We start from the raw sequence: 22,800 nt of genomic DNA, 5'->3' as shown, positions 1-22,800 counted from the left end.
TTATCCTTTCATAATGGAATGTCCCATTTTATCACGCTTAGTTTTCAAATAACGTTCGTTGTGCACATTACTTTCAATTTCAATTGGAATATTTTCAACTACTTCTAAACCATAACCGATAAGGCCGGCTCTTTTAGTTGGGTTGTTGCTCATTAAACGCATTTTAGTTACGCCCTCTGATCTTAATATCTGCGCACCCACACCATAATCACGTTCATCGCCTTTAAAGCCCAGCTTAATGTTCGCTTCTACGGTATCAAAACCTGCATCCTGTAAGTTATACGAACGTAATTTATTAATCAGTCCAATACCTCTGCCCTCCTGGTTCATATAAACTACAATGCCCTTACCTTCTTTTTCGATCATTTCTAATGACTTATGAAGCTGAGGTCCGCAATCGCAACGGCAAGAACCAAAAATATCACCGGTAACGCATGAACTGTGCACGCGTACCAGAATAGGTTCGTCTGCTGCCCATTCGCCTTTTGAAATAGCCAGGTGATTTGCGTTATTATTTAACTGTGTATAAGCAGTCATTTTAAAATTGCCCCATTGGGTGGGTAAATCCACAGAAACTTCCTGTTTAATCAGGCTATCTATACCCAAACGGTAAGCAATTAAATCTTCTATCGAAATGATTTTTAGCTGGTGTTGTTCTGCAATTTTAAGTAATTCAGGAAGTCTGGCCATTTCGCCATCTTCTTTTAAAATTTCTACCAAAACCCCTGCAGGCTGAAATCCGGCTAATCTTGCTAAATCTACAGCAGCCTCTGTGTGCCCTGCTCTGCGAATTACACCACCATCTTTAGCTCTCAACGGAAAAATATGGCCTGGTCTTCCCAGTTCTTCAGGATCGGTTTTTGGATGAGCTAAGGCGAGCATAGTTTTTGAACGGTCGCTGGCAGAAATACCGGTGGTACAACCATGACCAACCAAATCAACAGAAACCGTAAAATTGGTTTCGTGTACGGCAGTATTTTTGGTTACCATCAAATTCAGATTCAATTCATCACAACGCTCTTCAGTAAGTGGTGCACAAATTAAACCACGCCCATAAGTTGCCATAAAATTAATGATCTCGGGTGTTGCATTTTCTGCAGCCGTTACAAAGTCGCCCTCATTTTCCCTTCCCTCATCATCCACAACGATAATAACTTTACCGGCTTTTATATCTTCTATAGCCTCTTGTATGGTGTTTAATTTTGTTTGCATTTTTATAAAGCAATAAGATTTGATTATTATTTGCTAAGCAATACTTGTAATATTATAAAGCTATACAAAGGTACAACCTTATTAGACAATAAAATTAATATTATATCATTTTGAAGTAAAGGAAAAGAAGCTGACTTATGGCTGTCTTTGTTTTATCCTGAATAGCTTTGTAAAGAATTGTTTGTAATAATTGACATCAAACAAGGCCGAATCTACGGTTGCTTTATAAGTTAAAAATGCAGCCAGCGGCGACAGTACAATTACAGCAATCCACATGGCAAAAATTGGATTTAATGACCCTTCCCTAGCCGATTTCTCAGCAACGGTAGTTAAAATATGGTACACCAGGAAAAATGAAATTGCCATTACCACCGGTAAGCCCATACCGCCCTTGCGGATAATAGCACCCAACGGAGCGCCGATAAAAAACAATAAAATACAAGAGGCTGCAAGGGTAAACTTGCGCTGATACTCTATCCGGGCGAAAATAATTTCTCCTGTTAAGTCTTTCGCTCTTGGGGCATCATTGGTTAAGCTTTGGTTAATGGCACTTACAGAGCCGAATGCATTTTCGATACTTTGTTTTCTGGACCCGTTTGGAATTGTTTTTAAAATAACGTCATCGATTTTTTTAACCGGTGCTTTTATTTTAGTATAGCCCTTTGCAATGTTATTTTGCTTAAAGTTATTGGCCATATTAATGCCCGTGTTCCGGTTAAAAGTATCCAGCACTTTGGTTAATGAATCTTGTTTTCTGGCAATCCCCTTTAGGTTAAGCATTGGTGTGCTGTTGCCAAAAGCATTCGGATCGGTCCGATTCATTTCAAAGGATGAAAGATCAAAGCGGGGTTCGGTTTCTTTAAATCTGTTTCGGTAAAAAATCTGTCTGGGATTGTAAATACCGCTATTATTAGCTTGTTCTTCGTATTGTACACCATCTTTTAGCTTTAATACCAGGAATTTACCATCACTGGTTTTTTCCATCAAGCCTTGCTTAGCCATTATAATTTTAGGAATACCACCATTTCCTTTATGATCATAGATCATAATGTTATGCAGGGTTCCGTCATCATCCTTTTTATCTACGCGAATAGAATAATTTGGAATGCTGTTGTTAAAAACACCTGGTTTAATTAAAAAAGAAAGCTTTTTATTCCTTACATCGTAAAGCAACGAGCCAAATTTTAAATTGGCTTTTGGCAGCATGTAATTGGAAAATAGAAAAGAGCCTATGGTAAGGATAATAATAACAACAAATAAGGGCTGCATAGCTTTTTGAAGAGAAATACCTGCAGATTTGATGGCCACCAGCTCATAGTTTTCTCCAAGAGAGCCAAATGTCATGATAGATGAAAGCAAAATAGATAGCGGCAAAGCCATAGATACGTTTGCCGCAGATGCGTAATACATTAACTCTAAAATGGTGTACCACTCAAAGCCTTTTCCTATTAAATCATCAACCCATTTGAATAGAAAAAACATTAACAGGATAAACATAACCACAAAAAAGGTGGTAATGAATGGCCAGATAAATGCTTTAACTAAAAGAAGATGTATTTTTTTCACCCTACAAAGGTAAACAAAGCATTAAATATTATGCACCTAAAACACTAATGAGGTAATCAATTTGGTTATCCCAGATTAATTTTTTCTCAGAAAGTGTTTCTTCTGTTGAAAAATCAGTAATTGAAAGGGCAACATCGTTGGTGAGTTCATCCTGTACAATTTCCATTTCAAAATAACACTGTGGCTCGTCATCAATCCACTTAAACTTCACTAATTTGTTTTCTTTTATAGAAACCAGCTTGGCTTTTAATTGTTCGTCATCCCACGTAAAGGTATAAACCTGATCACGAAAAACAACGTCATCAGCAAACCATTGCGACAAGCCATTAGGCTCACTTATAAAACTATACAGTATTCTTGGTGACGATTTAACCTCGTACTCTAGCGTAAATTTTTTCTTTTCTGCCATGTTAATTCATTACCAGAATAATCTTCCGGACGATTTTTTTTATTTTATTTTTCTAAAGAAAAGGATTTTATTCTATATTTGCAACTCCAAAAAATAACCACACAAATATTTGTAATATAACATAAATATTTAAACCCGGCGGGGTAGCTCAGATGGTTAGAGCGCAGGATTCATAACCCTGAGGTCGGCAGTTCGATCCTGCTCCCCGCTACCATAGTGGGCAAATCAAATTTTTGTTTGGTTTGCCCCTTTTTTTTGCCCTCAAAAACGGCCTTTAAAGTACCTAGAACGCGTACAGCCTCATTCATTCGAACAGTTCGATGTTGTGTTCCGTCAAAAGTGAGTTTTTGGGGATAGATCGAACTAATTAATCGCCTTTTTCCTTCAGAACCTGCCTCTATATATATTTCATGAAGGTTTTTGAGCAACCCAGTCGCTTTTCCGATTAATTCACCAATATTCTCTTTTCCCCTGGATAAATCGATGAGTCTATTTTCAAGAATAAGGATATTTCTTTCACAGTCTGATTTTATTTTCCTGTACTCAAAATCAAGAATTACATCATTGAGCATTTTGTCCCTAGCTTTCGAAATTCTATTATTAAACTCCTCCAACTGTTTTTTTACATTTGACAATTCATTATTATCTTCACTTGCAAAAGCTTGATAAACCTGCTTCAAAATCATAACATACGCCTCATGCAAGAGTGGATCTATAGTGTATTTTTTTAACTCCTCCACAAAAAGTTTATTGACTTTGTCCGCATTATACCTCACCCCACATTTAGAAAAGCAATGGTAATAGTGATAGTGCTTGCTGTAACCTTTTGAAGCACTACCTGAGAGCATGTAGCCGCACTTTGGACATATCAGAAAGCCACGCAAGGGAAGGGCATCAGGAGAAGATATAGTCGTCTTTTTTGGTTTGTTTCTGCCGTTCAAAACATCCATAGCTTTATAAAAGATTCTTTCCGAAACTATCGCTTTATGTTGCCCTATAACTGTATGGGCTTCCTCGTCCTTATATTTCGCAATGGGTATCCTACCGCAGTAAATGGGATTTCTAATAATCTGCCAAAAATTTTTTCTGCCTGTTTTCAGCCCTTTATCCGATGCTGCCTTCCAGATCTGATCAATGAACCACTTACCCGTAGATAATTCGTCATATACCCACTTCATTATTGACGCTTGGGGCTCTACAGGACAAATATACTTTCGTCCCTCTTCGGTTACTTTGTTAGTATAACCTATGGGAGCAGGCCCCATCCATCGCCCTTCTTTCCTTGCTCTTCTCATTCCGTGAAAAGTATTGAGCGCTCTTCTATCATTCTCAACCTCGGGAGCTGCGAGATAGAAAGCCAGCATCATTTTGTTTTCAGGAATGGAGATATCAAGAGGCTGCTCAATGGCCTGAGGCTCTATACCAAGATCACCTAATATTTTTATCATCTGATAGGCATCCCCCGCATTTCTGCTGAATCTGTCCCATTTGGTGAAAAGCACCAAATCCGTTTGCCCTCTCTTCTTTTTTAGATCAGCCAATAATTTCTGCCATGCGGGACGCACGAAGCTTTTGGCGGAATGGTCCTCAAAAACGACTTTCCTCACTTTGATATCTCTGGCGAAACAATATTTCTGAAGAACCTCCTCTTGGTTGCGTTGCGAATATCCCTTATCAGCCTGTTCATCAGTGCTTACTCTAATGTATAAATCTGCTGTAATCATCTTTTTAAAACTTGCTCTACTTCCAAAATAGCTAAAATATATAGCAAATCCAAGATTTCCTTCGCCTGATTTATAGACATTTTTACACCTTTTTTCTTTAACATTTTCATTAATTTCTCAGGGGTAATTCGCTCTATCGGAAGATGTCTCATAAGCTGTGGATAAACCTAAAATTAATTACACGTTAAATGAGCACTTGTATATTACGTTCGGGATCCCGTGTTTTTTTTGCCATATGTACTACTTTGGAATTATGCAATCTGGATTTAGACCTTTTCTTCACAATAGTGATTCGGATAATTTTTTTGAAATCAAAATTTATCGGTAGAAGCAAATTAGCAGTACGCTATGGTGGGGCCCACAAGCCACAGATGAGCGCTAGCCATTGTAAAAGCGTTTTATAAATTTGTTCCAATCTTGATTATAAATTAAAGCGGATGATAGCAGAACCTAGTCAGATCTTTAACTACTATGATGCTAATTTTGTTCGAAACTTAGATAACTTCTGCCTTTGAAAAGGTTTTTACGACTACCCTTATAATTATAGGGTGACATAAAAGCATTCTTATTTTCAGCTTTCTTCCTCTGCACGAGGGATATCTTATTTACCGATATAAATCTCGCATATTCGTAGTGTTAAAACACGTCCTCCCTTTAGGAAACCCTAGATTATTATTTTTTAGAATACATTACCAATTAGGTATTGCAGAATTTTTGGATGATTTATTAGTGTTTTAAGTATTTCCGAGTTCCGAGGAAATACCCGACCTCAAGGGCGCAAGATTTTTTTGTGTATACAAAAATACATCTTGCAAAACACCCGAGTGGTTGAAGGATTTCTTTAAGTGTATTTAATAAATTTATTTATGCTTTAAAAGCAATTACAAAGTTTGCTACAATCTATCATCGGGTGGTTACAGATACCCTAAAAGAACACCGATCTATATATTAGTGTAGTTCTTGATTTAAATAGTCTTTTTTTTTAAACAGCCTTTAAGATAGTCTCCAAAAATTCGTAGTAAAAACTCAGACTTACCTGGCTTGCACGTCCTTCTTATTGGAAAGCATCTTCAGAACAACTAATATGAAATATAATCAATTCAGGTATAACTTTAAGAGATATTAAATTCTATTACCTAAAATGGGACAGTTAGCGATAGGGCTATCGTAAGAGTTTACTTTCAATGCTCAGCGTTTAAGTGTACACCTACTTATATAACTAGATTTCAATTTTAATAATCAAAAAAACAAAAAATATCCCTCGACAAGATATTTAGTACTTATTAGATAAAATAAAAAATCTTACAAACAGATGCGTCATTTTGGAGTATTAATCCCCATCTTTGGGGTAACTAAACACTGAATATTTGGCTATTTCACGATATGGCATTAGATTTAAAGTTCTTAGCGTCTGAAATACAGGACCAGTACCTTAACGATGACAACCCGCGTCCATGGATATTGGGTTTCTCAGGAGGGAAGGACTCAACCATGCTTTTGCAACTGGTATGGCTTGCCCTGCGAAAGATAGACCCTTTGATGAGAAATCGACATGTATACGTAGTGTGTAATGATACTTTGGTCGAAAATCCAAGAATTGCGAAATTTATTCATGTGACTTTGGACCATATCCAAAAAGCAGCAGCAGCGGAAGGGATGCCTATTTCAGTGCAACAGACAAGTCCACGCTTAGAAGATACATTTTGGGTTAATCTATTGGGGAAAGGCTACCCTGCCCCGAACAATTCTTTCAGATGGTGTACTGACCGTTTGAAAATCGACCCGACAACCCAGTTTATCAAATCAAAAATCTCAGAAGTTGGAGAAGCGATAATCCTGTTGGGAACCAGAAGTGATGAAAGCTCCAACCGCGCTAAAAGTATCGAGCGCACCAAAATCCATATAGATAGTGAACGGCTCCGCAAGCATGTGCTACCGAATGCTTTTGTTTTTGCCCCAATCAAAGACGTTGAAACAGATGAGCTATGGACATATTTGTTGCAGGTCAATCCCCCCTGGGGTGGAACACACAGGGATTTGATCACGCTTTATAAAAATGCTTCCGGTGGTGATTGTCCATTGGTAATCGATACCACGACCCCATCCTGTGGACAAAGCAGATTTGGTTGCTGGGTATGCAGCGTTGTAAAACGCGATAAATCAATGGAGGCATTGGTAGATAACGGAGAAGAATGGATGGAACCCTTGGTTGAGTTCAGGGATATGCTGGTAGATGAACGTAATAACCGTGACTGGCGGCAAACCTGGCGCCGGAACCAGGATCAGGATGATGCGGATGAGAATAACTGGGGGCCATATTTACCTGAGAAAAGAGCTTTTATGTTAGAGTGGCTTTTAAAGGCACAAAAAGAAGTACAGCAGGAAGATCCCAACCTTATTCTGATCAACTATCAGGAACTCGTAGCCATACAGGTAACATGGCACCGCGATTCTATTTTCGATCATAATGTTGCGGACATTTATAATTCGGTTTACCAGACCCAGATGACCAAGGAGGAATTTTCAGATGACCAGGTATTTGAAAAAGACCTGTTAAAAAAGGTTTGTGCAGACGAAGATGATTTCCAACTGATCAATGAGTTGCTGGAGCTGCAAAAAGCAAAAATAATACTAGTCAATAGATACGGTATTCAAAATGATATCGAAAACCACATTGTTAAACATACAAACAAAAGGGCAGCATGTTAATTGATCAGATTAAGCTGAATAACTTCAGGGCTTATAAAGGTCAGCAGAGCCTTTCCTTATCGACCAATCCGTCCAAACACGTAACAATAATTTCCGGACAGAACGGCTTTGGTAAAACATCCTTTTTAACTGCACTTGTATGGATTTTATATGGTAAGCTGATGGTCGATGTAGATGAGCGTTACCGTAAAGAAATACATGAGAGCGGTGGCTATCAGCGTTATGTTTTTAAATTAATGAATAGAATTGCCCTACAGCAGTCCAGACATGCTTTAGATGAGCTGACCACTCAAATGGCGGCAACTCAAAACGTTCTGGAACAAGGTGTAATCCAGGAAAAGATCAATGAGTTATATACATTTGGGGGTAGCATAACCCTGACCAATATTTTTATTCCCCACCTTGCCTGTAATGAAGTTACGGTTAACAGATCATATAATACAAAAAACGACACCGAGGAACTCGAAATATTGATTGACGGAAAAACCAATGAGCTTACCAAAACCATTGGATCTGAAATATTTATCAATGATTTTATTTTACCCAAGGAAATAGCCAAATTCTTTTTCTTTGATGCGGAGAAAATCACTGCCCTGGCGGAAGTTAAGAGTACAGATGAAAAACTCTATTTTAGCAAAGCCTATAACGAAGTTCTTGGCATCAAAAAATATACCGACTTAAAGCAGAGCCTGCAAAACGTAATTTTACGTGTAGCCAAAAAATCAGCCGCGAAAGCAGACATTAAGAAAATTGAGGACCTGCAGGAAAGAAAATCCCAGTTATCCCAACTCATTGAAATTAAAAAAGAGGATCTGGACAGAAAAGAGCAGGAGTTGATCGTTAAAAAGAACGATCTGTCTGAAATATTTGAAAAACTGATCAGGTTGGGAAGTGCTCTGACTGTTGAAGAGCTTCAGGATTACCGGAAAATGAAGATCAATTTGGGCGAAGCTATTGCCAGGAACAAAAGTAATTTTACCGAGCTGCTTGAGCTTGCACCATTTGCAATGCTGATGGATAAAATCCAAAAAGTCCACCATCAGATATCCCTGGAAGAACGTCAACAACATATCAATCTGGTCAACGAACTTTTGTCTGAGAAATACGAATTGCTTAAAAATGCTTTCAGCGGATCTGCCATTGCGCAACAGGACGAAATTGATTTAATCTTAAGGACCCATCTGGATAAGATAGAAAGCACCAACGAATCAATTATACTCGGATTTACCCAAGTCCAGGTCAATCACTTCAATGCGGTTTATAACAATCTTCTGAAGTCCTATGCGAAACAGTTTAAAACCCTGGTAGCAGAAGGAAAACGCTTACAGAGCAGTTACAATATCACCAATAAAAAAGTACAGGATGCCGATATCAAATCAGGAGATCCGGTAATCAAGGAGTTACGGGTGTCCCACCGGGAGTTAAATTCCACCGTGGAAAACCTATCGGCAAAAATCCTCAGCATCAATGTGGATCTTGGTGTTTACGATAAAGAACTGGTGACGTTAAACCGCCAGCTATCAGAATATACAAAGCACATCAAGGTAGAAAAACAGGATCAACAAAAAATCGAAACCTCGACACGATTGATCAAACAGCTTGAAGCGTTTATATATGAGCTAAAACTCAAGAAAAAGGCTTCCCTGGAAAAGAACATTAAAAAGGAGCTGAATGCCCTGATGCATAAAACTAACTTTGTTGATTATGTGGATGTCCAGATAACCGGCGACCTGATTGATATAGACCTATATGACGTTACTGGAAATCTGATCAATAAAGAGGGGCTTTCCAAGGGAGAGCAACAGCTTTATGCAACGGCCTTATTAAAGGCGTTGGTCACTGAATCCAACATCCAGTTCCCGGTATTTATTGACAGCCCGCTACAGAAACTCGATAAGTACCACGCGAAAAATATCATAACCGAATTTTACCCGTCTGTTTCCGGACAGGTGGTATTATTCCCACTTTTGGAAAAGGAACTCTCTGAGCAGGAATACGAGATGCTGTTGCCGAAAGTTGGCAAAGCCTACCTCATCAATCAGGATGAAAACTATGTCTCGAGTTTTTCGGACCTTTGGCCGGCTGACCTGTTCACACAGTTTAATCAAGCATAACCCGATATGTTCACCAGTATTAAAACTTCAAAAGCAAATAAGGAATTGGTAACACAGCTTACCAACAAGCTTAATTTAGGGGCAGAAAATGTCATTGCCAGATTGGCCTTTAGTTATTCTTTGGCAAGGGATACGAAAATGGACCTGCAAAAAATCGGGGATGCGCAGGGAAAGGAATACAATATCAAGGTGCTGTTCGGAAATTATGCCGACATCTACATTGCTTTGATTGCAACACATTACGGAATATCCGCTGCCGATAAAGATATATCAAAATACGTAAAAATGCACATCGACGATGGGCTTGCGCTGATAAATAAAGAGGTCACAGAAAAAGACACGATATCGGGAAATGATTTCCTGATTAACGAGATCGAAAAAGGACTGGCCAACTTTTATTAAACGATTAATTTTATCCCATGCTTAAATAGCATATATTTAAATGTTTTTAACGCTCCAATATGTCCAATATCATTAACGACAGTATAAATATATACCGTAGGTTACAAAAAATATATACCGAAAGTATTTTCGAAAACCTGCAGACGCCTGCAGATAAACTAAAAAAAATCTTCTCCGATCTTTTAGATTCAAAGTCGCAAGAATATCACTTGAGTAAGAAAAACTCGGTTTATGATACCAAATATTATTATATCAAAACCAGGATAAAAGCCCCTTCGAGTTTTTATGAGAAGTTAATCAGGAAAGAAGTCGGTGTCAAACTGGTTAACCAGCTGGACCTGCTCTCCAAAACTGAAGATGTCATTGACGAAAAAAAGGGTGATATTATCAATGCCATTCAAAAACTGGATGACATCATTGGATTAAGGATCGTGACTGAACTGAAGCAGGATTGTCAGAGTGTCCACAATCTATTAATAAACAGTGTAGACGTATTTTTAACAAACGATATCAAATTTGAGAATTTAACAGTACAACAACCTGATAAAATGCGTAACGGCTTAGAAATTTACCGTCTCAAAGGCCGCTTTCAGGGCATTTATGGGTTCGAACTCCAAATCAAGAGCAAGATAAATGAAACCTGGGGGGATCTGGACCATACTTTATTTTATAAAGATTATAGCATTTCCCCGATCAAGGACACTGTTCAGATTACGATGAACAATGTTGGTCTTTTGTTGGATAAGATAGAAGCCCTGCTTTTCGATTTAAGGGAATCAGGTGGAAAATATGATAACAATTCAGCCTACTTAAGTATACAAAAAGCATTTGAAGATGAACTGTCCCCTCTTCTAATGGCAAAATATGGGGTAAATTACAATATCCGGGAATTATCGGGTTACCTAAGGCATTTCAAAACTAAATTTGAATTGGGTAACCAGAAACTACAGGATTTAAATTTTGACTATCTGGATTTAAAGCCGGAAGATGAGACCTTAAAGAAGTATATCGGAATACGTTCAAACAGTCTTGTTCTGATGAACCTGGAAACCATTTACCTGAACTGGTTGCAATTATCGGGAACAAATGTAGAGCAACAGAACATTGATGAGGTACTTCTCGTCTACCTTCAGACACTATCCGAATTTGTATCAGAAAGCATTGAGGATGCCGAATTCAATTTTGATACATATTTTAAAACGCTCATCAATTATAGTGCAAGTGCTGAAATTTTCTTAAATCCCCTGAAACATCAGGACGTATTGGCAATTCAGAACCGGGTGAAAGAAATTTTGGAGGACACATACTCGGGTGAAGCAGATCTTCTTCAAAAAGTTGCAAATCTATTCAGCATTTTATATTTTAATGGTAATCATGCTGATTTTGTAACTAGTCTTGAAGGCGAAGGGATCGACATAAATTCAGCAATTTTCGCAATCAAAGACCAGGTTTCGGATAAACTCAACCCGATTGATGACAAAGTTGAAGAGATAGTAATAAACTTTTTGGAAAATTTAACTAAATAGTATGGCATCACAAAAATTTCCGGTAATCAGGTATAATCAGAAGGATACATCTTATTTAAGTTTAATCCTTCCATTCTCTGTTTTAGACGCTGCAAGTGAAGTAAAAGTATATGCTGTAGACGAGGATGGCTATCAAAGGCAGCCGAACCCTGTCCATTATAATAAAATCAAGTCTGCTGCGCTCAATCCGGACATCGACTTTAAGCTTCCAACTTCCATCATCCTGGGAGCGGATATAGAAGTTATTGAAAAGTTCCTCACAGTTGACGAGCACGGCCATGTAACCCTCGAAATCCCCTCGGATCTAAAGCTTTTCCGGATTGTTGATGGCCAGCACAGGGTCTTCGGACTGCGGGAAGCTGCAAAAAAAGAGGAAGAATATAATAGTTTTTCCTTAAGTGTAGTGATTTTGCTTACCCCGGAAAATAAACGTTCAATTGAACTCGAAATCTTTACCGATATCAACTCAAAAAGTAAAAGGATCAATACCGATCTTGCAGAACTTGCCAAGTTTGACTACCAGATCAAAGAAAACCGTATTAAATTAAACGAAATCAACCGGCACATCGGTATAAAAACTGCATATCACCTCAAAACCGATTTTAAAGACAGTGTGTGGCACTATGGGATCAAATTCGACATCCATTCTGAAAACGCACTGGGAATCATCGGAGTTACCATCTTTTCGGAATCAATAGAGAAAGTGATCGAGCGGTATTTACTGGACCACCCTGAATATAAAACACTAGCTGGCCAGCCTCTGATAGAATATTGTTCAACAGCGGCAAAGGAAGTCAGTCTTTTCGTAAATGCAATATGGAACGATTTAGTGAAGGTAAAATGGGCTGGGGCATTTAAAGAGGATATTGTGAGAAGCGAAGAGGGTGAAATCGTAAAGGTATATTACAATAAAAATTATTACATCCAGAAAGGTCTAGGCATCAAATCGATAAACCCACTGATAGGCGATGTTGTAAGAGACCAAGGCATGAACCAAGCATCCATTGATCTGTTAAAGAACATCATCCTGGGAAGCAAAGTCCGCATTGAGCATTGGCAAAACGGCGGTCCTTTTTCGGGCTTCAACTCTGAATCCGGCTTCAAAAAAATTAAAGATTATATTCAGGGAGATGGTTTAAGCCTATTTATTTAGAAAATCCTGGGAACTCCATGTATAGAATATAGACACCTTCATAATCGGGATTGTTTATACTTTTAACACCAACGAGCAAAAGACATACAAAGGAGGATAACAGTGGTTTATCCTCCTTTTTGCTTTTAAATGAAATTTATATCGGTTCCAAAATCAAAAAGGATTAGCAGATTAAGTATCCGACGCAAAATCTTAAAGCATACAAATAGACATTATGTATTTCCATGCCCATTGCCTTTCCAAAAACCGGATTTTTTCGTCAACGATTTAGTTACAGAGAATTCGTTGTATAGTTTAAAAAATATTTGTTAATTAGTTTATCTAAATTCCTCTAAACCATTGTTTGGAGGCTAGAGCTCTCGCGAATGCTAAAAGACGTTGACTTCAAACCATTTTACACCTCCGGGGAAGATGCTGAACCCAGCGAATTCCTTTTTGATGGCCTTATAAACAGCCAGCGCTTCGATCTTGGACTTGGATTTTTCAGGTCAACCGGTTTTTCCACACTTGCCATTGGGTTTGCTTCTTTTTTGAGTAGTGGCGGAACGATGCGTTTTATCATCAATGACAGCCTGGCCGAAAAAGATAAAGCAGCACTCTTGAAAGGTGCAGAGGAGAAAAGTGATGAAGAATATGAGCAGGAATTAATTAAAGATATCGAAAATTTAACAAAAACACTCACCAAGAGAAACCAGCACTTTTTTGACTGCCTTTCCTGGTTGGTTTCATCAGGTCGTCTAGAATTGATTGCAGTTGTTCCAAGAAAAAACAAAGTTGGTATAGTACATCATAAATTCGGCATATTTACCGATGAACAGGGCAATCAGGCAGCATTTAACGGTTCACTGAACTTTTCACAATATGCGCTTAATTATAATGTTGAAAGCATTTGGTGCGAGTACAGCTGGGATGCCCAGGGAATAGCCGAGAAACGGATTGCGGAGATGATCCGTTTGTTTGAAAATACCTGGCACGGCACCTCTCCTGCCGTTAGGGTTATCCCCTTGGAGAATGTTAAAGTAGCCTTACAGAAAAAATATCCAAAAAAGACCTTAAAGGAATTAGTTGAAACAGAATGTGTTTTGGCTACCGAGGTCATTAAACATCCAGGGACTTCTCCCCTTGCGCGCGAAAAGCTGAGGCAGATGGTGGCGAAGATGTCGAAAATTGGCGAGCGCTTAACTTCTGATACCAAGGCCATTGAACCTGAACAGCAAACCCCAAATAAGTGGGTACATCAGGACAACGCGATTTCAAAATTTCTGGAACAAGAGCGCGGGGTATTGAATATGGCGACCGGTACCGGCAAAACGCGGACCTCATTGAGGATATGTAAAGAACTGATTCAAAGAAAACAGATCGATTGTATAATTATCTCCTGTGATGGAACTGACCTGCTAAACCAGTGGAAAGTTGAGTTATTGAAGCTATTGCGTAATGAGAACATTCCCTGGATTGTATTAAAGAATTATTCTGATTTTCATGACAGTGAGACATTCCGGTTAAATCCGGTCAATAGAATCCTGCTAACATCCCGGCTTCAGTTACACAAGAGCTTAAAAAGCCTGCCTGAAAAAATCGCAGGAAGGACTTTAATGATCCACGATGAGGTACACAAGTTGGGAAGCGCAGGAAACCGTACCAAGCTGCAGGGACTTTCAGAAGGGATCAGGTTCCGTTTAGGATTAAGTGCTACTCCTGAAAGGGATTATGACGAAGAAGGAACACAGTTTATCCTTGATCATATTGGTCCTATAATTTTTGAGTTCCCGCTCGAAAAGGCAATTGCAGGCGGTATACTCGCACCTTTCAACTACTACCCGATTCCTTATGAACTTTCAGCCGATGACAAAATCAGGTTAAAAAATGTATACAGCAAGAAGGCTGCACGTTTAAAGGAGGGAAATCCGCTTTCGGATGAAGAGTTTTACAATGAAATCGCCAGGGTATATAAAACTGCCGAAGGCAAGGTTCCCGCGTTTAAGGATTTCATCTCACGGCACAGCGAAATGCTCGACCGCACCATTGTGTTTGTAGAAACCAAGGAATATGGTGAGGGTATCCTGGATATTATCCACCAGTACCATGCTGATTTCCACACTTATTTCGGCGAGGACGATCCTTCCGTTTTAAACCGTTTCTCAAATAACGAGATCGATTGCCTGCTTACATGTCACCGCATTTCCGAGGGTATTGATATTAAATCTTTGCTCAACGTTATCCTTTTTTCTTCGTCCAAAGCGATGCTTGAAACGATCCAGCGTATTGGCCGGTGTTTAAGAACAGATCCCAACAACCCATCAAAAGTCGCCAATGTGATAGACTTCATACGGCACAGTGACAATGATGAATACCTGAACAGTGATGCGCAACGGGAACAGTTCCTGGAATCACTTTCTAAAATAAGACCTTAACCTGACTGCTATGATACATAAAAAAATAAAAAGTGCGATTGAAGCGGCGGTTGCACAGGAAGGACAGCCTCCAGAGCTTGCAGCCAAACTTGTTGCGTGGATGGAGCAACTGATGGAAGGCAACGAGGACATTGCCGATCAGGAAACCTACCGCAGAAGAACCGGGGTATGCTTTGAAACCACTATAGTAAATAACGATCTAACCGAATAATATGGCCATTGAAATAAAAATCCTGGGATGGTCAGCAAAGGGCCTGCGTTGTCCCGACCATGATTTGTCCTTTACAAAGGGGGAAAATTCTGTACACAAGATTTCACTGTTACAAATGCCAAACGGCACGGGCAAAACCACCACTTTAAAGTTATTACGGGCAGCTCTGGCGGGTCCCGAAATATGGTCAAACGGACACGACATCGCTTTACAGTTCAGAAAAAACAAAAACACTGCCAGCGGTTCTTTTGAATTAAGGCTCTTATACAATGGATCCAAGCGGCTAACTATTGAACTTAATTTCAATTTTAACGATCACGGGAAAGTTACCTATTATACTACTGGACTGGCCGGAAAGGACGAAGGTTTTAATATTCCGTCTATTTTACGCCCAATCTTGACACCTGATTTTGTAAATCTGTTAATGTTTGATGGCGAACTGGCAGCGAATTTACTGGATGCAGAATCGACGAATGCGCAAAACTCAATAGAAGCGATATACCAGCTGCATTTTTTTGACCGGGTAAAGGCGCGGATCGATGAACATTGGACAGAAGAGGCCAACAAGAGCGGGACTACCGGAGGCAAAAGGGAATTGACTACCAGGATGAATAAAGTACAAGCGTTAAAAGCCAGAATGGATCAGGTAAAGGCTGAAAGTGAAGGATATCAATTAAAGCTTACTGAGACGACGAACAAAATCGATGAATTAGAAAAAGATTTCCGGAAAGAAATTGAGAAGGACAGTGAGCTAACGCAGCAACTAAGCCAGGCAAACGATAACCTCAAGGTAGCCGAGCAGCAAGTTGCAGAGAAAAGTTTAACCGTAATTACCTTCATCAAAAACCCGGTGGAATTGAACCCCAGCTTCGCCGCAAACATAGTTGAACTTAAGGGAAACTTAGACCGTGTTAAATTACCAGGTGTGGCAGCACGTGAATTCTTTGATGAAATTGCCGATGAAGATGACTGTATCTGTGGACGCCCGATAGACCACGTGATCAAGGAAATGATCAGGAGCAGGGCTGACCAGTATCTTGGATCTGAAGAAGTCGCAGTGTTAAACGCAATGAAATCCGATATCAAAGACCGGATAAGCTCAAAAGATGCACAGTCTATAACGTTACCTGAACTCATCCAGGAGCTTGAATCAGCCCAACAAACACAGCTTTTTGCGAAACAGAACCTTGACACGATACGCGAACTTGCCAGTGAACGGGATCCTAAAACCAAAGAGATAAGCGATCGTATAAAACAGCTCCATGTCGAGGTTGGCCGACTTCAGACAACCTTATATAAATATGAAGATAGAACAAATGATTCCGATACCAGCTGGAACCTTGATATCCTGACGCGCAGACACGACCAGGCCGAAAAAGATCTTGCAGCGGTAACAAAAACAAAAGGCTTAAAAGAAAGGAAAGATATATTGTTCCGTATCCTGGATAATGCTTTTGAACAGTCCAAGGCATCGATCAACGAAGAAGTCTGTATGGTTGCCAATAAGAGAATAGAGGAGCTTATGCCAAGCAACAATATCCGAATTGCGGCCATTGACCGGTCTTTAAAATTGGCGGATAAGGATGGTGGCAGTATGGGAGAAACCCTGGCAGTTGGATATGCGTTCCTTTCCTCACTGTTTGGAAACCACAGTTACAGCCTGCCATCAGTTGTAGATAGTCCATCGGGTCCAATTGACCTAAACATCAGGCCACAAATTGCAAAGCTAATCCCAAATCTGGCCGATCAGTTTATAGCCTTTGTTATCTCCAGTGAGAGAGGCGGTTTTGTCAGGCCAATGGCTGAAGCAGCACCGGGTCAGATTAATTTCATAACACTATTCCGAAAAGACGGTGGTGATCTGGAGGCCGGTGCAAGAACCATTAAAGGATTTCAGGAAAGCGAAGATGGTATATGGTTGACAGACCAGGCATACTTTGAAAATTTTCACACAGACAAACAATAGAAATGGCATTCAGACTACCAGATAAGGCCAGGGAATGGTTTACCCATATTCCCAAAAAAAATGGTTTTGAGCTCGAATTTGACAGTTTTTACTTCTGCCTGATCACCGGGCTGAAAAAAGGCAAAAAGCATCCTTATACAAACAGTGACACGACGGAAATTGTCCAGCAGTTCCCCGGGGAGTATAAGCAGCACCGACATTTTATCATTGCATTGTTTCTCCATACCGAATTAACATCGCTGGCGATTTCCTTTAAAGAAAGAAACGCTCTGAACAAAGTTTTGGCCACATTGATTGACCCCGCCACTGCTACCAAGTTGAGTGATGACGGGATGAAAATATTAAACCGGTACGCCTATGGTGGCTTTCTGGAACTGATCGAACATTTTCCAGAGCAGCCACGTACACTTGATGGTTTTTTAGTGGGATTTTATAAATTTATTAATGAATAGTGATCGGCCACTAAAAAATGATCATTGAAAACAATATTTAATTCAGCCAAAACACATATGCCTAAAAAAACCATCAACGAAGCGATTGCCGAAGCATTAAAAAGAGAGGGACAGCCTTTACGTGTAGGGGACATTTATAAAAGAATAATCGAGGATGACCTTTACCGTTTCAACGCAATAAACCCTGAGCACATTGTCAGGACACAGTTGAGAAGGCATAGTGAAAACCTTAATTTTCCAACGGCCCATAAATCCAAACATTTCATCTTTCTAACTGACGGGCATTACTGGGTAAAAGGGGTTCCCCATAAAAGTGCGCCTACAGCAATAGCAAAAGTAGAACAGCTGCCACTGGAATCAAATTTTGAGCAGATAAAAAGCTTACATGAAAAATATCTTCTTGAATTCAAAGCCTCTACCCTGCATCAGTTAACACAACTTGATCCATTTTCTTTTGAGGAATTTTGTAAAAGGTTGTTATTGGTTTACGGCTTCAAGAATCTCAAGGTAACCAGCAAAACAAAAGATGGTGGAATCGATGGCTATGGCGAATTGAAAATCGGTCTGGTCTATATGAAAGTTGCCTTCGAATGCAAAAGATGGACAAAAGCATCAATAGGAAGGCCGAAGATCAATCAGTTCCGGGGAGATATTCAGGGAAAATATCAGCAGGGGATATTTTTTACCACATCAAAATTTAGCAACGATGCAAAAAGCGTATCCTTTCAAAACGGAGCGGTACCGATCGTATTGATTGACGGTCAAGCCATTGTTGACATTATGATAGAAAAGAATTTTGGAATTGAAAAGGAAGTATTGCCAATTTACACCAACGCGATTGACCTGGTATTACAGGACATCGAGTAAGATCGTTTAAAATTTACCTGATGGCATCCATTTTATTGAGCCCACCCTAACTTCCTCAAGTTAACCTCATATTCAATTAAACAGCTATTCACCAGATCTTCCGGATCGAAATTTTCCCTTTGTTGTTCTGCGAAATCGGGATCAGTTGGCAAACTTCCTGCATACCCCGTTTCGGCAAGCGAGACCAAATGCGAATAGAACGCATCATACTTGGTAAAAGTCTCTAACGTTTCATAGTCTTCATTGAGATCTATGCTGACACTTTTATTATCATAATTCCAGTTCGTTTTTTCCAGAGCAGCAATTACGGCATTTTCTGCATCCTCATCCCATTGCATGATTTCCTTTTCAGTATCCGTGGTTTTGCCGTTTATAATGTTTAAATAAAACGGGATATCAGTTTTTTTAATTTTTGATTCTCCAATCAAGCCTGTAGCCAATGCAATGATATTCTTTATTCGCCCGCGCCCGATACCTGACGCCTGGAAAAACTTGTCAGAAAAATCAATGCCTTTGGCCTTCGCCAGATAATTCTCAAAATCTATACTTGCGGACAGTGTCCCAGATTCTTTGTTTAAAATAAGTTTCAGTACGTCGAATGCCGCTTGAACGCCGACTGTCTTGAAAATATACGATTTCTCATTATAGCTCAACCAAAATTGGTTCCTGAATGCATTAAAAAAGGAAGTGATTATATCATAAATTGCCTGGTCGTTTCCGTTAATAAATAGTTCTCTCAAAGGCGAAACATCCTTAACCTTTTTGATCATACTCCTATTTCGCCCTTTAAAAACACTCACTTCCTGCATCATTACCCGGTCACGCTTTGCATTTGAAGTAATAAGGCCATCTATTCCATCAACAATAGTAGCAGTAGATACTTCCCATCCTGGTCTCAAACCATCTGGAAAAAGTTTATCACCGTCTAACAGGGTCACTTTAATGTGCTGGTAGAAAGCAGAATTGATGCTATCAACATTAAGCTTACGCGAAAGGAATACAGCGAATTTTTCAGGCGTCCAGGCCATTTCCGGTTCATCGTCAACATTGTAACCGAATTGCTCTAACGCCACACTCCTATTGACTCTTTTCTGATTAGAATTTATTGTTGCGAATAGAAATGCCTGGTAAGAGTTTGGTAGATCAAAATACACAGAGCATAACAGCTGCAGGTCATCAAACCGCTCTTGCTTGGTAACATGTTGAAAGGCCTTAAGCCTGTGCTGCCCATCAATGATTGCAGCTAGGGGCAATTCCTGCGGTATAATTAATTTGAAAGTTCCACAGTTTTCGTCTTTGGTGATTCTCCAACGCTCATCCCCATCTTTTGAAATAATGCCATTTTTGTTATAATTGGCCCCCAAGATGATAGAATTTGGAAATGCCATTTCAACCGTTTCAATATAAGTTGCAATTTCCTTCAACCGCTTATCATCCTGAACACGTTGGCTCCCTTGAACGGCACCAGAACTATCAATGTATCTCAGGGGTTCTGAAAACGATACAGAGAGTAAATCTTTAGCCGAAATCGAAACGACATAAAACTCCCCTAATGGTTGGTTAACCTTTAATGCCTGTAATTCTAAAAAATTTCCCATTGCCTATCAGTTTCTTAAAGGTTTATCTGTACTTCCTCCCAATGAACTTACCGGGGGATTGAAAGCCTCGTCTTTGTAGTGCGCAATCCACCACATCACAAATGATAGAATAACGCCAATAGATAAGTATGTTTTTATTCCATTCTGGCCCCCATTAGCGTTGTAATAGAGTAAAAACGCAGTTCCGGCAACCACTAGTATACAGATGATTAGTAAGGCCAGAATAACAGCTTTTCTGGAACGAGATTCTTTGTCGATCAATTTTAGGATCAGATCCAAACAGGCTGAAGCGAAGATTGCTATGAAGTATGTAACAATGTTCTGGTTTAAATCCCGGATTTTATGTGGGGTATCTTAGATAGCCTCCAAAATATAAGGAATTACAACGCCTGTTGAAGCGAATATAATTATAGTCAGGAAAAAATAACAAATAACCGTGAAGATTCTCATGCTTGAAGAGACGTTTAGCGCATAATAATACAATTAATTTTTACCACTAGCAAAAACTGACATAAATTAAGTCAACTAAAGCTGACCTATCAATTTTCAATGAAAGTGCTATTTAAAAAGTTCGATACTTGTCCAGTAATCTTGTTCTATCATCTGAGATAATTTGCAACTTTCGCCAATTCCTGTAAATCAGCCAAGAAAAAATTCGAAATCTGTCCAGTAACGGCTACTGATCAAAAGCTCATCGAAAGATGGGCTTTTTTTGTTTAAAAACCTATTTAGGGGTTTAATTTTAGTAAATCTCTATAGACAAAAACATCACCCTATGCAAGTATGCCAAGGATGATGTTTAAGAAATATTAATGGTTAAAAATTTTATGGGCAGGGCACAATGGTAGACCAATCTGTGCTTTCCATATTAACCAGGTTTGCGTTATGCCCGTGGCCGGTCGCATCAGCAATAGATGTACCTGTACCTTCATTAAATTTCCAGTAAGCTTCTAAACTTGTGCTGTTTGCCGCCACACTGCATTTATTAGCCTGGATAGAGGTTTGCGATAAGGCCGTTTTCCAAACTCTTAGTTCATCAAACTGGCCGTTAAACCCACGGTTTGCATCCCAGCTTCTCGAAACCTGAAATGCGCCATTTGCCGATATGGTACCCGTAGCACTTAAGCTGGCATCTAAAACGCCGTTGATGTAAATTTTCATGGTTGCACCATCATAAGTAGCAGCAACGTGATACCAGGTATTGGCGTTTAAGGCCGATACGGAACTTAATTTTTTAGGTGTTGCGCCGCCTGTATTTAAAACAAATTGTAATTTATTATTGGCCAGGGATGCATCGCCCAAACGAAGCAAAGCTACATTGGCATCGCTTACCTCGATACCCATAATTGTTGAGATATTTGGGAAAACCGATTTAAATGCTGCTGGTTTAATCCATCCTTCGTAGGTTAAACTGGTACCTGCCAGGTTAAAGGTATTGGAATTTAAATATTCATTTGTTCCGTCAAATACCAGCGACATATTTGCAGCCGTTACCGGAGGGGTTCCTGTTCCATCAATACAATTAGGTTTAACGGCCGTTGCCGAACCGTAAAGTACATTTGATATTGATGAGAGTTTGGTTTGCGAATTATTGGCTACATTATAAACCATAGCGCTTGCAAGGCCATTATTTTTAACATAAGTGGCTACAGCAGCCTGATCGCTATTGCTTAAATCTGTACCTAAACCGAGTTTACTTTTAGGCACCCCGGCGTTAATGTAGGGCTGTAAACGGCCTGCATAATCAGATGAAAAGTAGGTTTGCTCAAAAACATAATCTAAAATATCGCCTAATTTTTGGCCGTTATAGGTTGCTGTAAAATAATTAGACTGGCCAAACGCAGCCATAGAGATGATTTTAGAGGTACCTAACCTTGCTCTTAATGCCGCGGCAGCCAATACCAGCGAGCTATTGTTAGCGGTACAGGTTGAATACTCATCATCAATATCGATTCCATCAAGGCCATATTGCTGTACGGCATTGGCACATTGTACGGCAAATGCATCAGCAGCAGCGTAAGTAGTAAAACAGCCCCAGCCTGCATTTTGGTGATTGCCCAATACATCTAGCAAAACCTTAATGCCTAACGATTGCAAATAGGCTACTTTACCGGAGTTAAGTACATCCTGCACTTGTGGGTTAAAATACAAAGTTGGTACGCCGTTGGTTGAATTAATATTTGCAGCAAAAATTACCGAGATACCGAATAGTTGATTGGCCGGAGCACCGTAGGTATAACAGCCGGGGTTTACAAAATTGTTGCTGTTAACTTCTACATAAGCAGTAACAAAAGGGCCTGATGCCAGTGATAAAGCTGCCGGGCTTGCAGCCATCATAGCCCCTTTTGCATTGGCTGTTTCGGTTGTAGCCCCGGCTGTTGTTGTTTTTTTGCAGGCATAAAGTAACAGGAACAGGGATACAATCACCCCTCCGAAGATGGTTAGCTTTTTCATAGGTTTAAATTTGGTTTATAAAT

The 22,800-nt window shown here is 39.5% G+C and carries 17 protein-coding genes and 1 tRNA gene; 11 read left to right on the top strand and 7 right to left on the bottom strand.

Going from position 1 to position 22,800, the window contains the following annotated elements:
* The 3 genes from O0955_RS15800 to O0955_RS15790 form a co-directional block, all read right to left on the bottom strand.
* Nucleotides 1-1,212, bottom strand: a complete 1,212-nt coding sequence (locus tag O0955_RS15800) for a bifunctional 3,4-dihydroxy-2-butanone-4-phosphate synthase/GTP cyclohydrolase II (protein ID WP_269428528.1) — start codon at nucleotides 1,210-1,212, stop codon at nucleotides 1-3.
* A gap of 135 nt (nucleotides 1,213-1,347) precedes the next feature.
* Entirely contained in the window at nucleotides 1,348-2,778 is a 1,431-nt protein-coding gene (locus O0955_RS15795; protein ID WP_269428527.1) for an LptF/LptG family permease, read from the bottom strand.
* A gap of 28 nt (nucleotides 2,779-2,806) precedes the next feature.
* Nucleotides 2,807-3,187: an START-like domain-containing protein gene (locus tag O0955_RS15790; protein WP_269428526.1), complete on the bottom strand. Its 381-nt coding sequence runs from the start codon at nucleotides 3,185-3,187 to the stop codon at nucleotides 2,807-2,809.
* A 137-nt stretch (nucleotides 3,188-3,324) separates the two neighbouring features.
* Between O0955_RS15790 and O0955_RS15785 the strand changes: the two genes are divergently transcribed.
* A tRNA-Met gene (locus O0955_RS15785) sits at nucleotides 3,325-3,401 on the top strand.
* Here O0955_RS15785 and O0955_RS15780 read toward each other — a convergent pair.
* A complete protein-coding gene (locus tag O0955_RS15780; RefSeq protein ID WP_269428760.1) occupies nucleotides 3,358-4,911 on the bottom strand; it encodes a recombinase family protein in 1,554 nt (517 codons plus the stop codon). The two genes, O0955_RS15785 and O0955_RS15780, sit on opposite strands and share 44 nt — an antisense overlap.
* Nucleotides 4,912-6,294: 1,383 nt before the next feature.
* Between O0955_RS15780 and dndC the strand changes: the two genes are divergently transcribed.
* The 10 genes from dndC to O0955_RS15730 all read left to right on the top strand — a co-directional run bounded on the left by dndC (nucleotide 6,295) and on the right by O0955_RS15730 (nucleotide 18,725).
* A complete protein-coding gene (dndC, locus tag O0955_RS15775; protein WP_269428525.1) occupies nucleotides 6,295-7,620 on the top strand; it encodes a DNA phosphorothioation system sulfurtransferase DndC in 1,326 nt (441 codons plus the stop codon).
* Nucleotides 7,614-9,734 carry an AAA family ATPase gene (locus O0955_RS15770; RefSeq protein WP_269428524.1) on the top strand — a complete coding sequence of 707 codons (2,121 nt, stop codon included), beginning with the start codon at nucleotides 7,614-7,616 and terminating at the stop codon, nucleotides 9,732-9,734. The genes dndC and O0955_RS15770 overlap by 7 nt, the downstream gene beginning before the upstream one ends.
* Nucleotides 9,735-9,740: 6 nt before the next feature.
* Nucleotides 9,741-10,136 carry a DndE family protein gene (locus tag O0955_RS15765; RefSeq protein ID WP_269428523.1) on the top strand — a complete coding sequence of 132 codons (396 nt, stop codon included), beginning with the start codon at nucleotides 9,741-9,743 and terminating at the stop codon, nucleotides 10,134-10,136.
* 59 nt (nucleotides 10,137-10,195) lie between these two features.
* Nucleotides 10,196-11,662 carry a nucleotidyltransferase family protein gene (locus tag O0955_RS15760; RefSeq protein WP_269428522.1) on the top strand — a complete coding sequence of 489 codons (1,467 nt, stop codon included), beginning with the start codon at nucleotides 10,196-10,198 and terminating at the stop codon, nucleotides 11,660-11,662.
* Between the two features lies 1 nt (nucleotide 11,663).
* Nucleotides 11,664-12,815: a DGQHR domain-containing protein gene (locus O0955_RS15755; protein ID WP_269428521.1), complete on the top strand. Its 1,152-nt coding sequence runs from the start codon at nucleotides 11,664-11,666 to the stop codon at nucleotides 12,813-12,815.
* A gap of 365 nt (nucleotides 12,816-13,180) precedes the next feature.
* Nucleotides 13,181-15,229: a DEAD/DEAH box helicase family protein gene (locus tag O0955_RS15750; protein ID WP_269428520.1), complete on the top strand. Its 2,049-nt coding sequence runs from the start codon at nucleotides 13,181-13,183 to the stop codon at nucleotides 15,227-15,229.
* A 10-nt stretch (nucleotides 15,230-15,239) separates the two neighbouring features.
* Nucleotides 15,240-15,440 (top strand): CxC ATPase DNA modification system associated small protein, encoded by a 201-nt coding sequence (locus O0955_RS15745; protein WP_269428519.1) that lies wholly within the window; start codon nucleotides 15,240-15,242, stop codon nucleotides 15,438-15,440.
* 1 nt (nucleotide 15,441) lies between these two features.
* The gene (locus tag O0955_RS15740; RefSeq protein WP_269428518.1) at nucleotides 15,442-17,406 is read left to right on the top strand and encodes an AAA family ATPase; all 1,965 of its coding nucleotides are present in this window, start codon (nucleotides 15,442-15,444) and stop codon (nucleotides 17,404-17,406) included.
* A 2-nt stretch (nucleotides 17,407-17,408) separates the two neighbouring features.
* Nucleotides 17,409-17,858, top strand: a complete 450-nt coding sequence (locus tag O0955_RS15735; RefSeq protein ID WP_269428517.1) for a hypothetical protein — start codon at nucleotides 17,409-17,411, stop codon at nucleotides 17,856-17,858.
* A gap of 24 nt (nucleotides 17,859-17,882) precedes the next feature.
* On the top strand, nucleotides 17,883-18,725 hold the full coding sequence (locus O0955_RS15730) for a restriction endonuclease (RefSeq protein WP_269428516.1): 843 nt from the start codon (nucleotides 17,883-17,885) through the stop codon (nucleotides 18,723-18,725).
* A gap of 32 nt (nucleotides 18,726-18,757) precedes the next feature.
* Here O0955_RS15730 and O0955_RS15725 read toward each other — a convergent pair whose 3' ends face one another.
* From O0955_RS15725 to O0955_RS15715, 3 genes are all read right to left on the bottom strand, one after another.
* A complete protein-coding gene (locus O0955_RS15725; RefSeq protein WP_269428515.1) occupies nucleotides 18,758-20,323 on the bottom strand; it encodes a DGQHR domain-containing protein in 1,566 nt (521 codons plus the stop codon).
* Between the two features lie 6 nt (nucleotides 20,324-20,329).
* The gene (locus O0955_RS15720; RefSeq protein WP_269428514.1) at nucleotides 20,330-20,584 is read right to left on the bottom strand and encodes a hypothetical protein; all 255 of its coding nucleotides are present in this window, start codon (nucleotides 20,582-20,584) and stop codon (nucleotides 20,330-20,332) included.
* A 564-nt stretch (nucleotides 20,585-21,148) separates the two neighbouring features.
* Entirely contained in the window at nucleotides 21,149-22,777 is a 1,629-nt protein-coding gene (locus O0955_RS15715) for a LamG-like jellyroll fold domain-containing protein (RefSeq protein ID WP_269428513.1), read from the bottom strand.
* Nucleotides 22,778-22,800 lie beyond the last annotated feature (23 nt).

Source organism: Pedobacter punctiformis, assembly GCF_027213715.1.
Taxonomy (GTDB): Bacteria; Bacteroidota; Bacteroidia; order Sphingobacteriales; family Sphingobacteriaceae; genus Pedobacter; species Pedobacter punctiformis.
The sequence above is the reverse complement of the archived record's forward strand: the minus strand, read 5'-3'. Positions and strand labels throughout refer to the sequence as shown.

What these genes read in the sequence shown, in the direction of transcription:
- O0955_RS15800 (WP_269428528.1), bottom strand. Translation starts at nt 1,212, where the DNA reads ATGCAAACAAAATTAAACACCATACAAGAGGCTATAGAAGATATAAAA.
- O0955_RS15790 (WP_269428526.1), bottom strand. Translation starts at nt 3,187, where the DNA reads ATGGCAGAAAAGAAAAAATTTACGCTAGAGTACGAGGTTAAATCGTCA.
- O0955_RS15780 (WP_269428760.1), bottom strand. Translation starts at nt 4,911, where the DNA reads ATGATTACAGCAGATTTATACATTAGAGTAAGCACTGATGAACAGGCT.
- dndC (WP_269428525.1), top strand. Translation starts at nt 6,295, where the DNA reads ATGGCATTAGATTTAAAGTTCTTAGCGTCTGAAATACAGGACCAGTAC.
- O0955_RS15770 (WP_269428524.1), top strand. Translation starts at nt 7,614, where the DNA reads ATGTTAATTGATCAGATTAAGCTGAATAACTTCAGGGCTTATAAAGGT.
- O0955_RS15765 (WP_269428523.1), top strand. Translation starts at nt 9,741, where the DNA reads ATGTTCACCAGTATTAAAACTTCAAAAGCAAATAAGGAATTGGTAACA.
- O0955_RS15760 (WP_269428522.1), top strand. Translation starts at nt 10,196, where the DNA reads ATGTCCAATATCATTAACGACAGTATAAATATATACCGTAGGTTACAA.
- O0955_RS15755 (WP_269428521.1), top strand. Translation starts at nt 11,664, where the DNA reads ATGGCATCACAAAAATTTCCGGTAATCAGGTATAATCAGAAGGATACA.
- O0955_RS15750 (WP_269428520.1), top strand. Translation starts at nt 13,181, where the DNA reads ATGCTAAAAGACGTTGACTTCAAACCATTTTACACCTCCGGGGAAGAT.
- O0955_RS15745 (WP_269428519.1), top strand. Translation starts at nt 15,240, where the DNA reads ATGATACATAAAAAAATAAAAAGTGCGATTGAAGCGGCGGTTGCACAG.
- O0955_RS15740 (WP_269428518.1), top strand. Translation starts at nt 15,442, where the DNA reads ATGGCCATTGAAATAAAAATCCTGGGATGGTCAGCAAAGGGCCTGCGT.
- O0955_RS15735 (WP_269428517.1), top strand. Translation starts at nt 17,409, where the DNA reads ATGGCATTCAGACTACCAGATAAGGCCAGGGAATGGTTTACCCATATT.
- O0955_RS15725 (WP_269428515.1), bottom strand. Translation starts at nt 20,323, where the DNA reads ATGGGAAATTTTTTAGAATTACAGGCATTAAAGGTTAACCAACCATTA.
- O0955_RS15715 (WP_269428513.1), bottom strand. Translation starts at nt 22,777, where the DNA reads ATGAAAAAGCTAACCATCTTCGGAGGGGTGATTGTATCCCTGTTCCTG.